9 protein-coding genes and 1 pseudogene are annotated in these 15,366 nt (G+C 71.9%); 4 read left to right on the top strand and 6 right to left on the bottom strand.

The annotated features are described in order from the left end of the window. From ABD323_RS33800 to ABD323_RS33810, 3 genes and pseudogenes are all read right to left on the bottom strand, one after another. Positions 1 to 362, bottom strand: a pseudogene (locus ABD323_RS33800) (hypothetical protein); the annotation flags it as partial. A gap of 166 nt (positions 363 to 528) precedes the next feature. Beyond that, on the bottom strand, positions 529 to 1,467 hold the full coding sequence (locus ABD323_RS33805) for a phosphotransferase enzyme family protein (protein WP_344445891.1): 939 nt from the start codon (positions 1,465 to 1,467) through the stop codon (positions 529 to 531). 77 nt (positions 1,468 to 1,544) lie between these two features. Further along, positions 1,545 to 3,776, bottom strand: coding sequence for an MMPL family transporter (locus ABD323_RS33810; protein ID WP_344445899.1), 2,232 nt, complete (start codon positions 3,774 to 3,776; stop codon positions 1,545 to 1,547). 561 nt (positions 3,777 to 4,337) lie between these two features. Here ABD323_RS33810 and ABD323_RS33815 point away from each other — a divergent pair. The 4 genes from ABD323_RS33815 (at position 4,338) to ABD323_RS33830 (ending at position 11,339) form a co-directional block, all read left to right on the top strand. Next, a complete protein-coding gene (locus tag ABD323_RS33815; protein ID WP_344445892.1) occupies positions 4,338 to 6,584 on the top strand; it encodes an MMPL family transporter in 2,247 nt (748 codons plus the stop codon). 404 nt (positions 6,585 to 6,988) lie between these two features. Continuing rightward, positions 6,989 to 7,192: a cold-shock protein gene (locus tag ABD323_RS33820; RefSeq protein WP_344445893.1), complete on the top strand. Its 204-nt coding sequence runs from the start codon at positions 6,989 to 6,991 to the stop codon at positions 7,190 to 7,192. Positions 7,193 to 7,352: 160 nt separating this feature from the next. Then, positions 7,353 to 9,098: a DEAD/DEAH box helicase gene (locus tag ABD323_RS33825; protein WP_344445894.1), complete on the top strand. Its 1,746-nt coding sequence runs from the start codon at positions 7,353 to 7,355 to the stop codon at positions 9,096 to 9,098. A gap of 231 nt (positions 9,099 to 9,329) precedes the next feature. Further along, positions 9,330 to 11,339 carry a ricin-type beta-trefoil lectin domain protein gene (locus ABD323_RS33830; protein WP_344445895.1) on the top strand — a complete coding sequence of 670 codons (2,010 nt, stop codon included), beginning with the start codon at positions 9,330 to 9,332 and terminating at the stop codon, positions 11,337 to 11,339. Positions 11,340 to 11,535: 196 nt separating this feature from the next. Here ABD323_RS33830 and ABD323_RS33835 read toward each other — a convergent pair whose 3' ends face one another. From ABD323_RS33835 to ABD323_RS33845, 3 genes are all read right to left on the bottom strand, one after another. Next, positions 11,536 to 11,892, bottom strand: coding sequence for a hypothetical protein (locus ABD323_RS33835; RefSeq protein WP_344445896.1), 357 nt, complete (start codon positions 11,890 to 11,892; stop codon positions 11,536 to 11,538). Positions 11,893 to 11,977: 85 nt separating this feature from the next. Further along, a complete protein-coding gene (locus ABD323_RS33840) occupies positions 11,978 to 12,319 on the bottom strand; it encodes a hypothetical protein (protein ID WP_344445897.1) in 342 nt (113 codons plus the stop codon). 15 nt (positions 12,320 to 12,334) lie between these two features. Next, positions 12,335 to 15,366, bottom strand: a 3,032-nt coding sequence (locus ABD323_RS33845) for a polymorphic toxin-type HINT domain-containing protein (RefSeq protein WP_344445898.1), incomplete at its 5' end; no start/stop codon positions are given.

Consider the following 15,366-nt stretch of genomic DNA (forward strand, 5'->3'; position numbering starts at 1 on the left):
CCTCGGCCCGGCCCACGGGCCGAGGTGGCGGAGCCCGCCGGGCCGCTGCCGGCGCCGCTCGGGCCGTGGCTCGCGGAACCGCTCGCGCTCGCCCCGGCGCCCGCGGAGGTGCCCGTGGAGGAGCTCGCGGTGCCGCCCGGGCTCGCGGTCGGCGAGGAGTCGCCGGCCGGCGGCGGGGTGATCGACCGGGCGAGGCTGGCGGAGCCGCTGGGCTGCGCGGTGGCCGGCACGCCCTGGGCGCCCTGCGCGCTCGGCGCGCCCTGGGCGGCGCCGCAGGCGCAGGCGAGGGCGAGGGCGAGGACGGCGGCGCACCCTGCGGCGACGCGGCGCAGCAGGGGGCGGGGCATGCCGTGGTCCGACATGGCGGCGGCTCCTGACGTGGTACCAGCCGCCCGGTGTGGTCACGGCTGTCCCCTACGACGATGGCCGCCGCGATGCCAGTTCCGAAGAGATGATGATTTCTTGAGACTTTTGTCACCGGGCCTGGGAGCCCGCTGGGAACGGGTCCGGGTGGCCCGCGCACCGGCCTCAGAAGGCGTGCCAGCGGACCTTCCGGTCACCGTCGCGCAGCGAGGCGACCCGCCGCCGGAACTCGGCCGCGGCCGCCGCGCTGCCGGGGACGTGCTGGGCGACCCAGGCGGCGCTGGCGATCTCCCGGGCCCCGCGCAGCACGGCACAGCCCGCCCACTCCCGCACGTCCCAGCCGTAGGCGCGGGTGAAGGCGAGGTACTCCTCGGCCGGCAGGCCGTACCGGTCGCGGGCCAGGGCGAGGACCACCAGGTCGTGCTCGCGCAGGTCGTCGGCGACCGTCTCCAGGTCCAGCAGCACCGGGCCGTCGGCGCCGACGTGGACGTTGCGCGGCAGCGCGTCCCCGTGGATCACGCCGGGGGTCAGCTGGGGGACCAGCTCCGCCAGCGCGGCCGCCCGGTCCGCGCCGCGGCGCAGCAGGTAGTCGGCGTCGGCCGGGTCGAGGTACCCCTCGGCGGCCCGCAGCCAGCGCCCGACCGGGGCCAGCAGCTCGCGGCGCGGCAGCGGGGCCGGGGGAGCGGGCCGCGGCGGGGTACGGTGCAGGGTGCGCAGCAGCGGGGCGAGGTCGGCGGCCCGGGCCGGGCGCAGCGCGGGATCGAGCCGGTGCCAGAAGGTGACCGGGTGGCCCTGCGCGGTCACGGGTTCGGGCAGGTGGGGCCGGACCACCGGGACGCCGTTCGCCGCCAGCCAGAGCGCCAGGGCCGGCTCCCGGGCCGCCCTGGGCGCGAGCTCGCGGGCGCGGCCGACCTTGGCCACCAGGGCGGGCCGGCCCAGGTCGAAGACGGCGTTCTCGCCGAGCGCCAGCAGCCGGGCGCCGGCCGGGTCGGGCAGGCCGGCCGCCGCGCAGGCGAGGGCGAGCAGGGCGCGGGCGCGCGGCTCGTCGAACGGCGGGGCCGGTGGCCCGGTCGGCGGCGGCCCGGTCGGTGGCGGTTCGATCATGGGCGGAAACCCTACCGGCCGGCCCCCGCGTACTGCGGGGACCGGCCGGTAGGAGTGGTGTCGGGTGGGGCGCGGGGTCAGACCTCGACCCGGCGGTGCCGTGCTCCGCTGCCCAGGTCGGTCAGCGGCGCGGGCTCGGCGGCGGCCGGGGTGACCGGCGGCAGCGGCTCGCTGTGCGAGAGGTCGGGCAGCCAGTTCAGCCAGCTCGGCAGGTACCAGTTGCGCTCGCCCAGCAGGCTCATCACGGCGGGCAGCAGGACCCCGCGGATGACGGTGGCGTCCACCAGCACCGCGACCGCCAGGCCCACGCCCATCTGCTTCATGGACTGCATGGACAGGGTGCCGAAGACCGCGAAGACCGCCACCATGATGATCGCCGCGCTGGTGACCACGCCGGCCGTCGAGCGGATCCCGTGGGCGACGGCCGCCCGGGTGGGCAGGCCGCGGTCGTGCGCCTCCTTGATCCGGGAGACCACGAAGACGTGGTAGTCCATGCTCAGCCCGAAGAGGATCACGAAGAGGAAGAGCGGCACCCAGGTCTCGACCGCGCCGACGCCCGAGGTGCCGAGCAGCGAGGCGCCCACGCCGTGCTGGAAGACCAGGGTCAGCACGCCGTAGGCGGCGCCGACCGAGAGCAGGTTGAGCACCACGGCGGTGACCGCGATCCCCAGTGAGCGGAACGAGGCCAGCATCAGCAGGAAGGCGAAGGCGACCACGAAGCCGAAGACCGGCAGCATGCTGCTGGTCATCTGCTGGTTGAAGTCGTGCGAGCCGGCCGTGCTGCCGGTCACCGGGGCCTGCGTGCCCGGCACCTTGAGCAGGGTGGCCGGTACCACGTCGTTGCGCAGCGCCTCCAGGGCGGCGGTGCTGGTGGCGTCGTTGCCGCTGCCGTTGAGCGGGATGTCGATGGTGGCGACGTTCTGTGCCTGGTGGGTGGTGACCTGGACGGGACCGTGCATCTTCCCGGTGGCCAGCGCCCGGGTCTGGAAGTCGGCGATGGCCTGCTGCATGGCGGGGGAGGTGATGTCGGTGGCCTTGACCACCACGGTGGCGGGGGAGGGGCTGCCGGGGAAGGCGGCCTCGATCCGCTGCGAGGTCTTCACCAGGGCGTTGCCCTTGGGCAGCGACTGCTGGAAGGTCAGGTTGGCGGTGTGCATGGTGAGCATCGGGGCGGCCAGCGCCAGCAGCAGGCCACCGGCCAGCAGGGTGGCGGCCAGCGGGCGGCGCAGCACCGGGGCGAGCACGGCGTTCCAGATCCGGCTGCCGTCGGCCGGGTCCTGCTGCTTGAGCTTGTGCAGGAAGGGCACCCGGCCCTTGTCCACCTTGTCGCCGAGCATCGAGAGCAGGGCGGGCAGCACGGTGAGCGAGCCGAGCACGGCGGTGATGACGACGACGATGGTGGCGTAGGACATCGCCTGGAAGTCGGCGATCCCGGTGAAGAACATGCCGGCCATCGCGACCACCACGGTGACCCCGGAGACCAGCACCGCGCGGCCGGAGGTGGCCGCGGCCACCTTGAGCGCGGTGGCGGCGTCGCGGCCGGCCGCCCGCTCCTCGCGTTCGCGGCGCAGGTAGAAGAGGCAGTAGTCGACGCCGACCGCCAGGCCCACCAGCAGCATCACCGAGCTGGCGTCGTCGCTGGTGTGCAGGAAGCCGCTGCTCAGCGCGACCAGGCCGCCGGCGGCGATGAAGGCGGTCAGCGCCAGGCCGACCGGCAGCACGGCGGCCACCACCGCGCCGAAGGCGATCAGCAGGATGCCCAGGGCGAGCGGGACGGCGGTCCACTCGGCGCTGGCGAAGTCGTTCTTGAACTGGTCGGCGAACCACTTGTTGGAGCTGGCCTCGCCGAACTCCTCCACGGTGTAGGAGGTGTCGCCCTTCTGCACCGCGGCCACCGCGTCCAGCACGGTCGGCACGTTGGCGAGCGCGCTGTCCTTGTCCCCGGGCAGGTCGAACTGGACCAGCGCCGAGTGCCGGTCGGCCGAGACGGCCTTGGTGTCGTAGGGCGAGCGGACGTCGTTCGCCTTGCCGGTGCCCTGCACGGCGGTCACGACCTTGGCGACGGTGGCCTTGAAGGCCGGGTCGTCGGCGGTGGTGGTGGCGCTCTGGATCAGGACCGTCTCGCCGGCCGGCCGGCTCAGGCCCGCCTGGTCGAGGATCCTGGCGGCCTGTGCCACCTGGCCCGGCATGGATTCGGCCTCGGTGACCTTGGTGCCGCCGTGGGCCCCGCCGAGGAAGGCGGCGAGGACGACGAAGAGCAACCAGCCGAAGACGGCGGTCTTTCGGTGACGGGCGCTCCAGGCGCCCATGGTGGCGGCCAGTCCTAGCTTCGATGACACGGGAAGTCTCCCCCAGGGACGCGGCGGTGCGGGCCGCGGTGCGAACCGCCCGGGCAGTGGTTCCGGGCTTGCAACTGACATTAGGGAAGCTGCAGTTCACGGGTAATCCAGCCAGCGGGTGAGTGCACCCTGGGCCTTCCCCCAGGGGCGGGGTGGGGTTAACCCCAGGACCGTCTCCTGCCTGGGTACCGGCAGATCTCCACCCTGGGGCGGAGGGATCTCCACCCGGAGTACGAGGCGTACACGCATCGCGTCAGGTCAGGATGGGTCCAGGGTCGCGAGGCGGCCCCTAGGGGGCTTCCAGTGGCCCTCAGGGGCTCCGACCGAGCCTGGGGGCTGCCCGATTCCCAGGGCACTCATGCGCAGGGGGTTGCTTGCCGGTCGGCTAGCAAGTTCATCGTATGATGCTCCCTGCTGTACTTACCTGCCGACCGGCTAAGGCTTCGACCGGAGCCCTCGGCCGTCCCAGCCGTCGCCCGGCGTCCGTCCCCCCAGGGCCGCGGTGAACCCTTGCCAGGAGGCATCGCACGCATGTTCCACCGAATCGGACAGACCGTCGTCAGGCGCGCCTGGTGGGTGATCACCGCCTGGATCATCGCCGCCGTCGCCATCATCGCCACGGCGCCCACGCTGACCGCGCAGACGGACGAGAGCGCGTTCCTGCCCAGCCACTACGAGTCCATCCAGGCCGCCAACCTGCAGGAGAAGGCCTTCCCGGCCAACTTCACGCCCAGTGCGATGCTGCTCTTCGAGCGCACCGACGGCGCCGCCCTGGACGCGGGCGACCAGGCCGTGATGCAGAAGGTCACCGACGGCCTGACCGCCGAGAAGATCAAGTACGTCCAGACCATCCTGCCGGTGACGAACAAGCCGGCCAGTGAGGGTGGATCGTACTCGAAGGACGGCCGGTACGCGCTGTCCATGATCGGGTTCGACAAGGACGCCCCGAAGCAGGGCACCGAGACCGCGGACACCGCCAAGAAGCTGCGCGAGGACGCCAAGACCCTGGCGGCCGACAGCAAGCTCAAGGTCCAGCTGGGCGGTCAGGCCGCGCAGAACCTCGACCAGCAGGACTCCTCCAAGCTCGCGAACGCCCTGATCGGCGTGGGCACGGTCGTCATCATCCTGCTGACGCTCTTCCTGATCTTCCGCAGCCCGCTGATCGCGCTGCTGCCGGTGGTGATGATCGCGGTCTTCTCCTCGGTCGCCAACGGCCTGATCGCGGACGCCAGCAAGGCCTTCGGGCTCAAGGCGGACGCCTCGGTCTCGGCGATCCTGATCGTGGTGCTCTTCGGCGTCGGCACCGACTACTTCCTCTTCCTGATATTCCGCTACCGCGAGCGGCTGCGGGCCGGTGACAACCGGCACGACGCGGTGGTCAACGCGGTGGGCCGGGTCGGCGAGGCGATCTCCTCGGCGGCCGGCGCGGTCATCGTCGCCTTCAGCGTGCTGATCCTCTCCAGCCTCGGCATGTTCAAGGCGATGGGCCCCTCGCTGGCTATCGCGGTGGCCGTCACGGCGCTGGCCTCGGTCACCCTGGTGCCCGCGGTGCTCTCGCTGATCCCCGAGCGGGTGCTCTTCTGGGAGAAGGGCCTGGTCTACGTGGTGCGCAAGCACCTGCTGGGCAAGAAGGAGCTGCAGCCCTCGACCCGCTGGCGCAACGAGCCCAAGGGCGCCCGGTTCGCCGCGCTCGGCGGCACCGTCCAGCGCCGCCCGGCCCTGGTGGCCGTGGTCTCGGGCCTGGTCATGGTGGCCCTGGCGCTCGGCGCCACCGGCTACAAGGGCCTGTTCGACCTGGCCTCCGGCTCGATGCCGAAGACCAAGGAGTCGATGGTCGTCCAGAACACCCTGATGACCGCGTTCACGGCCGGCGCCGCCGACCCGACCCAGGTCTACGTCACCTCCACCAACGGCGCCGCGCTCGATCCGGCCTCCTTCGGCGGCTACGCGGCGGCGCTCGGCAAGGTCCAGGGCGTGGCCCAGGTCGCCCCGACGCCCAAGCTGAGCAAGGACGGCCTGACCGCCGACTTCACCGTCATGCTCAAGGACGCCCCGGCGTCCAACCAGGCGATCGACACCGTGGAGCGGCTGCGCACCACGGCCCACGGCTCCGCCCCGCAGGGCAGCAAGGTCTACGTCGGTGGCATCACGTCCATCTACAAGGACATCAACGCCGCCATGGCGCACGACTACAAGCTGGTCTTCCCGCTGGCCGCGCTGCTGATCATGGTGATCCTGGCGCTGCTGCTGCGCAGCGTGGTCGCCCCCTGGTACCTGATGGCGGCCGTCGGCCTGGGCTTCGGCGCCACGGTGGGTGCCACCACGCTGGTCTTCCAGAACTTCAAGGGTGAGGCCGGCATCTTCTTCATGCTGCCGATGTTCATCTACCTCTTCGTGGTGGCGATCGGCACCGACTACAACATCCTGATGATCGCCCGCCTGCGGGAGGAGGCCCAGGAGGGCCGCACCCCGCGCGAGGCGGCGAGCATGGCGATCCGGCACGGCGGCCCGACGGTCGCCGCGGCGGGCGGCATCCTGGCGGCGACCTTCGCCACCATGTGCTTCGCCGGCAACACCCTGTTCAGTGAGATCGGCTTCTCGGTGGCCTTCGGCATCGTGGTCTCGGCCTTCGTGATGGCGATGTTCTTCACCCCGGCGCTGACCGCCCTGCTGGGCCGGGCCGCCTGGTGGCCGGGTCACCAGGGCATCACCGGTCACGACGAGCCGGCCGGCCTGGAGCCGCTCCGGCCGCAGGCGGAGCCCGCCGGGCGGCGCTGACCGCCGGTCACGGGCCATCGCTCGTCGCTCGCCGTTCGAGGCGTTCGACACGTTCGATGGGAGGGCGGGCCGTCCCCGGGAGACCCCCGGGGGCGGCCCGCCCTCGTGCTGCCCGGGGCTGCGCCGGGATCACCCGTTCGGATCACCCGTTCGGATCTGGGCGGTTCGACCGAGTGGGTCCCGGTCTGTCCACCGTCGGCGGAAAATTGTCCGATCATTCGGGACGCCACCGTGCTACAGTCGAAGCAGTTGCAGTTTTGGTTCCCATGAACGTTTGTGTGCGCCTGCTGGTACCAACCAACAGGCGCATTTGTTTTGTCCGGTGTCATCTCCGGATGGGGATCGCGGCTACTTGAGGCTCACGAGGTGTGGGCTTCGATGCCCCAGTATTAGAGGAGACGGTTATGGCTACCGGCACCGTGAAGTGGTTCAACAGCGAAAAGGGCTTCGGCTTCATCGAGCAGGAGGGTGGCGGCCCGGACGTGTTCGCCCACTACTCCAACATCGCCGCTCAGGGCTTCCGTGAGCTGCTCGAGGGCCAGAAGGTCGAGTTCGACGTCACGCAGGGCCAGAAGGGCCCGCAGGCCGAGAACATCCGCGTCATCTGACGTTCAGCTCTGCTGAACCTCGCACGACGCAGCGAAGGCCCGTACCGCACGGTGCGGGCCTTCGCTCATGCCGCCGAACGGCCGGGGCGGCGATTTCCTTCCTGACGGCCGACACCCAGCGTCACCTCGCCGGTGACCGCTCAGGATGGAGCACATTCGTATGACTGATCAGGCACGCCGTTCTACTGGCCGTGGCCGTCCCCGTACCCAGGGCGCCGCAACCGGCACCGCCGCCGGCAGCGCCGGTGCCCGTCGCGGCGGCAACGCCGGCGACAGTGGCGGCTACAGCGACGCCAACGCCCGCGCCGGGCGCAGCTCGGGCGGCCTGCGCGGCCAGTCCCAGAGCCGCAGCCGCGGCGCCGGCAAGGCCAGGACGAGCGAGCCCGCCGAGTTCACCGTGGTGACCGGCACCCCCGCGCGTCCGCCGGCCGCGACCTTCGCCGAGCTGGAGATGCCCAAGGCGCTGCTCTCCGCGCTCACCCGCGAGGGCGTCACCGAGCCCTTCCCGATCCAGTCGGCCACCCTGCCCGACTCGCTGGCCGGCCGCGACGTGCTCGGCCGCGGCCGTACCGGCTCCGGCAAGACGCTGGCCTTCGGCCTGTCGGTGCTGGCCCGCACGACCGGCCGCCGGGCCGAGGCCCGCAAGCCGCTGGCCCTGGTGCTGGTCCCCACCCGTGAGCTGGCCCAGCAGGTCACCGACGCGCTGACGCCGTACGCGACCGCGGTCAACCTGCGGATCGCCACCGTGGTCGGCGGCATGTCGATCACCCGGCAGGCCAACGCGCTGCGCCGCGGCTCCGAGGTCCTGGTCGCCACCCCGGGCCGGCTCGACGACCTGATCAACCGCCAGGACGTCCGGCTGGACGCGGTGGAGATCACGGTGCTGGACGAGGCCGACCAGATGGCCGACATGGGCTTCCTGCCGCAGGTCACCAAGCTGCTGGAGCAGGTCGTCCCGGGCGGGCAGCGGATGCTCTTCTCGGCCACCCTGGACAAGAACATCGACCGCCTGGTGCAGCGCTTCCTGACCGACCCGGTGACCCACTCGGTGGACCCCTCGGCGGGCGCGGTCACCACCATGGAGCACCACGTGCTCCAGATCGAGTCGGCCGACAAGGTCTCCGCCACCGCGCACATCGCCTCCCGCGAGGGCCGGGTGATCATGTTCGTGCACACCAAGCACGGTGCGGACCGGCTGGCCAAGCAGCTGCTCGCCAACGGCGTCAAGGCGGCGGCGCTGCACGGCGGCAAGTCCCAGCCGCAGCGCAACCGGACCCTGGACCAGTTCCGCGACGGGCACGTCACCGCGCTGATCGCCACCAACGTGGCGGCCCGCGGCATCCACATCGACGGCCTGGACCTGGTGGTCAACGTGGACCCGCCGATCGACCACAAGGACTACCTGCACCGCGGTGGTCGCACCGCCCGGGCCGGCGAGTCCGGCACCGTGGTCACCCTGGTGCTGCCCGAGCAGCGCCGCGACATGACCAAGCTGATGGCCGCCGCGGCGATCCGCCCGGTCACCACCAAGGTGCGCCCCGGCGACGCCGAGCTGACCCGGATCACCGGTGCCAAGACGCCTTCGGGTGTCGCGGTGACGCTGGCCCTGCCGATCGCGGACGCCCCGGCGGCGAGCACCGGCACCAGCACCAGCAACCGCCGTCCCTCCGGCCCGCGTTCCTCGCGGCCCACCGACCTGGACGCCAACGGCAACCCCAAGCGCCGCCGGCCCAAGCAGCGGATGGGCAGCACGGCCGCCGGCGGTGGCAGTGCCACCGGTGGCGGCGGCGGTCGCACGGCGGCCGGCTTCCTCGGCAAGTCGGCGGCCGGCGCCAAGCCGGGCAGCGGCTCCAAGACCGGTTCCAACTACGGCACCGGCCGCCAGCGCCGCGCCGCCGGTCGCTGAGCCGAGCGGCCCGGCCCCGCACGAGCTCCGGCTCCTTCGCCCGCACCACCCGAGGGCCCGTACGCCACCGCGTACGGGCCCTCGGGTGTCGTGCCGTCAGGCCCCCGCACGGCGGGCCCGGTTCGGCCTGCTGACCGTGGAGAAACCGTGTTGACGCATACGAACCGCGTCGGCTACTGTCCGCGAGGTTTGTAAACCAGCTGACTTGGGGGGCGCGGGCGTCTCCCAGGCATGCCCTTTTTCGGGGAGTCGTTCGTGCAGGTAAGTAGAAGAGTGGCGTGGCCGCTGGCCGCAGCGCTGTCGGCGTCCGTGATAGCCGGCTGGTCGGGGACCGCCCCGGCCGTCGCCGCGGAGTCGACGCCGCCCTCGGCGGTGGAGGACTTCAGCTACCCGGGGGCGGCGAAGGTCCTCGCCGACCGCGGCATCACGCTGAAGGCGGGCGACGGGCACATCGTGCTCGCCGACTGCGCCTCGGGCACCGGTCTGGTGCAGCTGTTCAGCCGGTCCGCGACGCCCAGCGAGGTCTGTTTCCAGATCACCGGTCCGACGGGGTACCTGTCGCTGGAGATCCCGCAGATCTACAACATCAAGGGTGACGACCACGCGATCAAGGCCACGCTGAACACCGCGGGCACGGTCACCAGCCTCGACGTCCCGAAGAACACCTGGACGCCGGTCGGCGAGGGCACCTCCGGTGACCAGACCACGCTGCTGGAGCTCAACGCCTCCGGTGGATCGGCAGCCCCGGCCGGGAGCAACCCCACTCCGGCGGTCGGCACGATCACGGTGGGCCAGCCCGGCCACCCGGGTTCGCGCTCCTGCACCGCCACGCTGGTCGCCCCGCAGTGGATGCTCACCGCGGCGAGCTGCTTCACCGACAACCCCGCCGACCTGAGCACCGTGCCCTCGGGCCTGCCCAGGACCAGCACCACGGCCACCATCGCCGGTCGCACGCTGACCGTCGTCGAGGTCGCTCCGCGCACCGACCGTGACCTGGCGATGGTCCGGGTGGGCGAGTCCGTGCTCGACGTGGCGCCGATCGCGGTGGCCACCACCGCGCCGACCGCCGGCGAGAGCCTGCAGCTCACCGGCTTCGGCCGGACCCGGACCGACTGGGTGCCGAGCAGCCCACACAGCGCTACCTTCACCACCGGCACGGTGAACGCCACCAACGTCACCCTCGCCCCGAGCGCCCCCGCCGACGCCACCGTCTGCCAGGGCGACGCGGGCGGCCCGGCGCTGCGGGCCAAGAGCGGCGGCTTCGAGCTCGCCGCCGTCACCAGCCGCGCGTTCCAGGGCGGTTGCCTCGGTGCCACCGACACCGCCACCGGTGCCACCGAGAGCCGCGCCGACGACCTCGCCACCTGGATCGGCAGCCTGACCGACCGGTCCTACCAGCTGGTCAACCCGGCCAGCGGTCGTTGCCTGAACGTCTCGGGTGCCGGTCCGACCTGGGCCAACCTCACCCCGATGATCCTGTTCGACTGCGTCCCGGGCGCGGGCAACGAGGGCTTCCAGCTCACCTCGGACGGCCAGGTCCGCAACCCGGCCAGCGGTCGCTGCCTGAACGTCTCGGGTGCCGGTCCGACCTGGGCCAACCTCACCCCGATGATCCTGTTCGACTGCACCCCGGGTGCGGCCAACGAGAAGTTCCAGCTGACGGCCTCCGGCCAGCTGCTCAACCCGGCCAGCGGTCGCTGCCTGAACGTCTCGGGTGCCGGTCCGACCTGGGCGAACCTCACCCCGATGATCCTGTTCGACTGCGTCCCGGGTGCGGCCAACGAGACGTTCCTGCTCGCCTCGGACAGCCAGGCCGCGCAGCCGGCCGGTGCGATCCTCAACCCGGCCAGCGGTCGTTGCGTCAACGTGACGGGTGCCGGTCCGACCTGGGCCAACAGCACGCCGATCATCCTGTTCGACTGCGTGCAGGGTGCGGGCAACGAGGGCTTCCAGCTGACCGCCGACGGCCAGATCCGCAACGCGGCCAGCGGTCGTTGCCTGAACGTCTCGGGTGCCGGTCCGACCTGGGCGAACCTCACGCCGATCATCCTGTGGGACTGCGTGCCGGGCATGGGCAACGAGACGTTCCGGGTGACCTCCGACGGTCTGCTCCTCAACCCGGCCAGCGGTCGTTGCGTCAACGTGACGGGTGCCGGTCCGACCTGGGCGAACCTCACGCCGATCATCCTCTTCGACTGCGTGCCCGGTCCGGGCAACGAGAGGTTCCAGCTCGCCACCTGACGAGTGACGGGGTCTGAGCCCCCGTCGGCTGCCCCGTTCTGACGCCGGTCCTGCCGGCGGAAGCGGGTCGAAGGAAACGCATGCCCCCGGCGGTCGCCGGGGGCATGCGCTGCGTTCGGGGCCGGTGCGGTCCCCACCGCACCGGCGCAACCACCGTGCAGTCAGAGCGGTTCGAGGCGCTCGGGGCGGCCCGGGCTCACCACTGGTCCACCGGCGACTCGTGGAGCCGGACGTCCCCGCAGACGACGAACCCCGCGGGCTGGCCGTCGCTGAGGAGCTGGAGCCGGTGGTACCGGGGCGACAGCGGCTCGGGCCCGTCGACCAGCTGGGCGATCTCCGGGTCGTGGGGCGCCTCGCGAATCGTGAGGCCCCGGTAGACCGGACCGGTCTTCATGGCCACCACGCTGACGCACTCGACCTCGGTGACCGTGGTGTCCGCCGACTCCCAGAAGCCGCGGAAGACCAGCGTCCGATGGGAGGACCGGTAGGACCAGACCCGCATCTCCCGGGGCACGTGCAGCGGGAGAGGGGCTGTCGTGGGAGGGTTCGTCACGTCGATGCTCCGTTCTGTCGGTTCTCCGTCAGACGGCAACAGCCCCACCGGAGGTGATCCGGTGGGGCTGCGCCGCATCGTCAGGTCAAGCGGATCCCTGGCCGGCTTCACCGGCTTCGAGGAAACCCCGATAGACGATCGCCAGCACCGCCGCGTAGGCGTGGATCTCGCGGGCGGTCGCCAGAGCCTCCCCGGAGTACTCCGCGCACAGGGCGTCGGTTCGGGTCATGATGCTGTCGAGCTCGGCCAGGACATCAGCACCCGACGGTCTGAACCGGCCAGTCCTCATGAACCCCTTGACCACCGCGGTGTGCTCGTCGGCCTCGCCGAGATCGCCGCGGATCACCCGCAGTTCCTCCGTCGAGCCGGCGGGTGGATACGGAACGCGATGCCAGAGGGTGTAGGCATCCATGAAGCTCAGACCCATGAGTCCTCCCGGGATTCAGCCACCTGCGCCTGGCGGGTGGTACGTGACGACCTTGCCGTCCAGTGACGTGATCAGCAGCTCGCCGGTGTCCTTGTTGAGGTACTTGAACCCCTTGAGGCGGTCCTCAAGGTAGCCGATGTCCGTGAGGTTCTTGACCCAGGGCCCGACCGCCCCGCCGGGCTGCGACAGGCGCTGGGTCAGCGCCGTTGCCGTGTCCAGGTACTGGCGCTGCGTCATGCCAGCGGGCTTTCCCCACCTGTTGTAGTGATCCAGGAACTGCTTCTCGGGCGTGTCGTAGGTGGCGGGATGGAAGGCGTTGTTGACCTCGTCGACGGGAACGTCCAGGCACGGCAGCCCGCCGGAGTTGTGCACCAGGACCGGGGTCGTGCCGGCGAGGACGTAGTAGGTGTGGACGTTGCTGACGGTGAGGTTGTAGGCGGGCTGGAGGGTGGTCCAGCTGCGGGTGGCGGTGACCTGGGCCGTCCGGCCGTCGGGGGTGCGCAGGGTGTCGCCGGCGGTCAGGTCGGCGGCGTCGCGCCAGGTCCGGGTGTTCTGCGACCAGTAGGGGTGGTGGCCGGTGGAGGTGATGGCCGCGGTGGAGCCGTCCGGCGCCGCGATGGTGAGTTCGGTGAAGTCGCGGTCGTCGGGGGTGTAGATGGTGTTCTCGACGCGCTGGGCACTGGTGACGCCGGTGGTCGGGTCGGTGGCCGTCACCGTGTCCCCGATGCGGATCCGCTCGATCGGGCGGGTCGTGCCGTCGGCCATCAGGACGGCGGTGCCGGCCGGGAAGCTGTTGGCCGTCTTGCAGACCGTCCGGACGGTTTTGGCGACGTCGGATTCGATCTGGAGCTCGTTGATCACGGCCTTGTCGACGTCGGGGTTGTTGCGCAGGGCGGCCAGGGCATCGTCGGTGCCGACGCCGTCCTTCAGGGTGAGGCGGAACTTGGCGACGAGGTCGGCCACCCCGTTCAGCTTGTCCAGGACGGCACCGCTGTAGCCGTTGAGGGTCGCCTGGAGGGCGAGCCTGGCGTCCTCGATGCCGACGCCCGTCTCGACCGCGTACTTGAACGCGACGATGCCCTTGGCGGCGTCCGCCAGCTTGCCGACGGGGATGAGGGTTGCGGCTGCCCAGGCGCAGGAGGCGTTCAGGCCGGGGTTGTTGAAGCACTTGACGAAGTCACCGGCGATGATGTCCCAGAACATCTTGCCCGCGATGACCTTCGGGTCGTACTTGGTCTTGTAGTCCGTGTAGGGAATGTCGATGGTGGTCTCGTACGGGACGCCGTCCAGGTGCTGGGTGTTGAGGACGACGGTGTCCCAGGTCGTGTACTTGCCCTTGCAGGCGTCGACGGTGAGACCGGCCTCGGGGCACGTGCGCATGACGTAGTCGACGGTGCCGGAGATCTTCATCTTGACCGTGACGGTGCAGACCATGACCCCGGCGGCGTTGTTGTGCCAGGTCTTGTCGCCGGAGCCGAAGATGCTGCTGAGGATGGTGCCGTACGTGCCCGAGCCGCCGTCCCCGGGGTCGTGCTGGGTGCACTTGCTCATGCCGTCGTCGACGACCACCGGAACCATGTCGCCGTGGGGCACGCTCTCGACGTAGTAGGCCCGGCCGCCGTTGTTGCCGCCGCTGCCGTCGGTGCCGTCGTTGCCGGCGGTGCCGGAGGGGGTCTGAGCGGCGGCGGCCTCGGCCTGCTGCTTCTGGAAGACCGCGGCCTGGGCGTCGGCGGCGGCCTTGGCAGCGGCGGCGGCGCTGACCTGGGCCGCGGCCGCGGAGGCCTGGGCCTGGTCGGCGGCGGCCTTGGCGGTGGCCGCGTACTGGTGGGCCTGGGCGGCGTAGCCGGTGGCCAGGGCCGCTGAGGCGCTGGCGCGGCCGGCGGCGGCGTTGGCGTTGGCGGCGCTGGTCTGCGCCTGCTGGGCGTAGGCGGCGGCCTGGTCGGCGGAGGCCTTGGCGGCCTGGGCGGACTGGGCGGCCTTGCTGGACCAGTCGGCGGCCTGCGCTGCCGAGGCACTGGCCTGGTTGGCGTAACCGGCGGCCTCGTCGGCGGCGCCGCGGGCGGTGGCGTAGGACTGCGAGGCCTGGGCCGCGTACTGGCGGGCCAGCGCCACCGAGCCGTCGATCGCGGCGAGGTAGGACTGGATCGTCGCCACGTGGGCGGCGGTCACCGCGTCGCGCTGCTGGGCCTCCTGGAGGCCGGTCTGCAGGAACGGCACCAGGCGGTCGGCGGGGCCGGAGAGCACGGCCTGGGCCGCGGCCTTGACCTCGGGGCCACCGGTGGTGAGGAGCTGCGTCACCAGGACGCGGTTGTCGTCGTCGCGGGCCTTGAACTGGCCGGTGGCCAGGAACGCGCGGACGTCGTCGATGGTGCCGGAGAGCGCCTGGCCGGCGGCGGCCTTCACGCCGGGTCCGCCGGCGGCCATGATCTGCGAGAGCTGGACGCGGTCGTCGTCGTCCTTGCCCGGGTACTGACCGGTGGTCAGGAAGGCGCGGACCTGGTCGGTGGTGCCCACCGAGGCGGTCTCCGCGGCCAGGCGCAGTTCCGTCTTGCCGGGGGCCTGGGAGATGGCCAGGGCGCTGGTGCGGTCGTCGCGGTCACGGGCGACGGCCAGCGTGGAGGTCAGGAAGGTCTGGACGGCGGTGTCGTCGCCCTCCAGGGCGGTCTGGGCCGCGGTCCTGACCCACGGGCCACCGGCGTCCAGCAGCCGCAGGGCGGCCTGACGGCCCTTGAGGACGGCGGTCTTCGGGTCGACCCCGGCAGCCGTCGCGTCCTTGAGCAGCTGGTCGGTGTCGGCGGCGAGCTGGGTGGTCTTGCCGGACTCCCAGGCGGCGGTCTTCGCCTTGAGGTCGGCCTCGCGACTGGCCTCGTCGGCGGCGGCCATCTCGTTGGCCTGCTGCTCGTCGAGGCGCTCCTGGTCGGCCTCGCGGGCGATGTCGGTGACCTTGTGGGCCTGCGCGGCGGAGGCGGCGGCGGAGTCGGCCGACTGGCCGGCGGCGGTGGCGGCGGCCTGGGCGGTGTTGGCCCAGTTGGAGGCGTCGCCGGCGT

Source organism: Kitasatospora nipponensis, assembly GCF_039528135.1.
In the GTDB taxonomy this organism is placed as follows: domain Bacteria; phylum Actinomycetota; class Actinomycetes; order Streptomycetales; family Streptomycetaceae; genus Kitasatospora; species Kitasatospora nipponensis.

Coding starts and splice junctions, on each gene's coding strand:
- ABD323_RS33805 (WP_344445891.1), bottom strand. CDS start 1,467: ATGATCGAACCGCCACCGACCGGGCCGCCGCCGACCGGGCCACCGGCC.
- ABD323_RS33810 (WP_344445899.1), bottom strand. CDS start 3,776: ATGGGCGCCTGGAGCGCCCGTCACCGAAAGACCGCCGTCTTCGGCTGG.
- ABD323_RS33815 (WP_344445892.1), top strand. CDS start 4,338: ATGTTCCACCGAATCGGACAGACCGTCGTCAGGCGCGCCTGGTGGGTG.
- ABD323_RS33820 (WP_344445893.1), top strand. CDS start 6,989: ATGGCTACCGGCACCGTGAAGTGGTTCAACAGCGAAAAGGGCTTCGGC.
- ABD323_RS33825 (WP_344445894.1), top strand. CDS start 7,353: ATGACTGATCAGGCACGCCGTTCTACTGGCCGTGGCCGTCCCCGTACC.
- ABD323_RS33830 (WP_344445895.1), top strand. CDS start 9,330: ATGCCCTTTTTCGGGGAGTCGTTCGTGCAGGTAAGTAGAAGAGTGGCG.
- ABD323_RS33840 (WP_344445897.1), bottom strand. CDS start 12,319: ATGGGTCTGAGCTTCATGGATGCCTACACCCTCTGGCATCGCGTTCCG.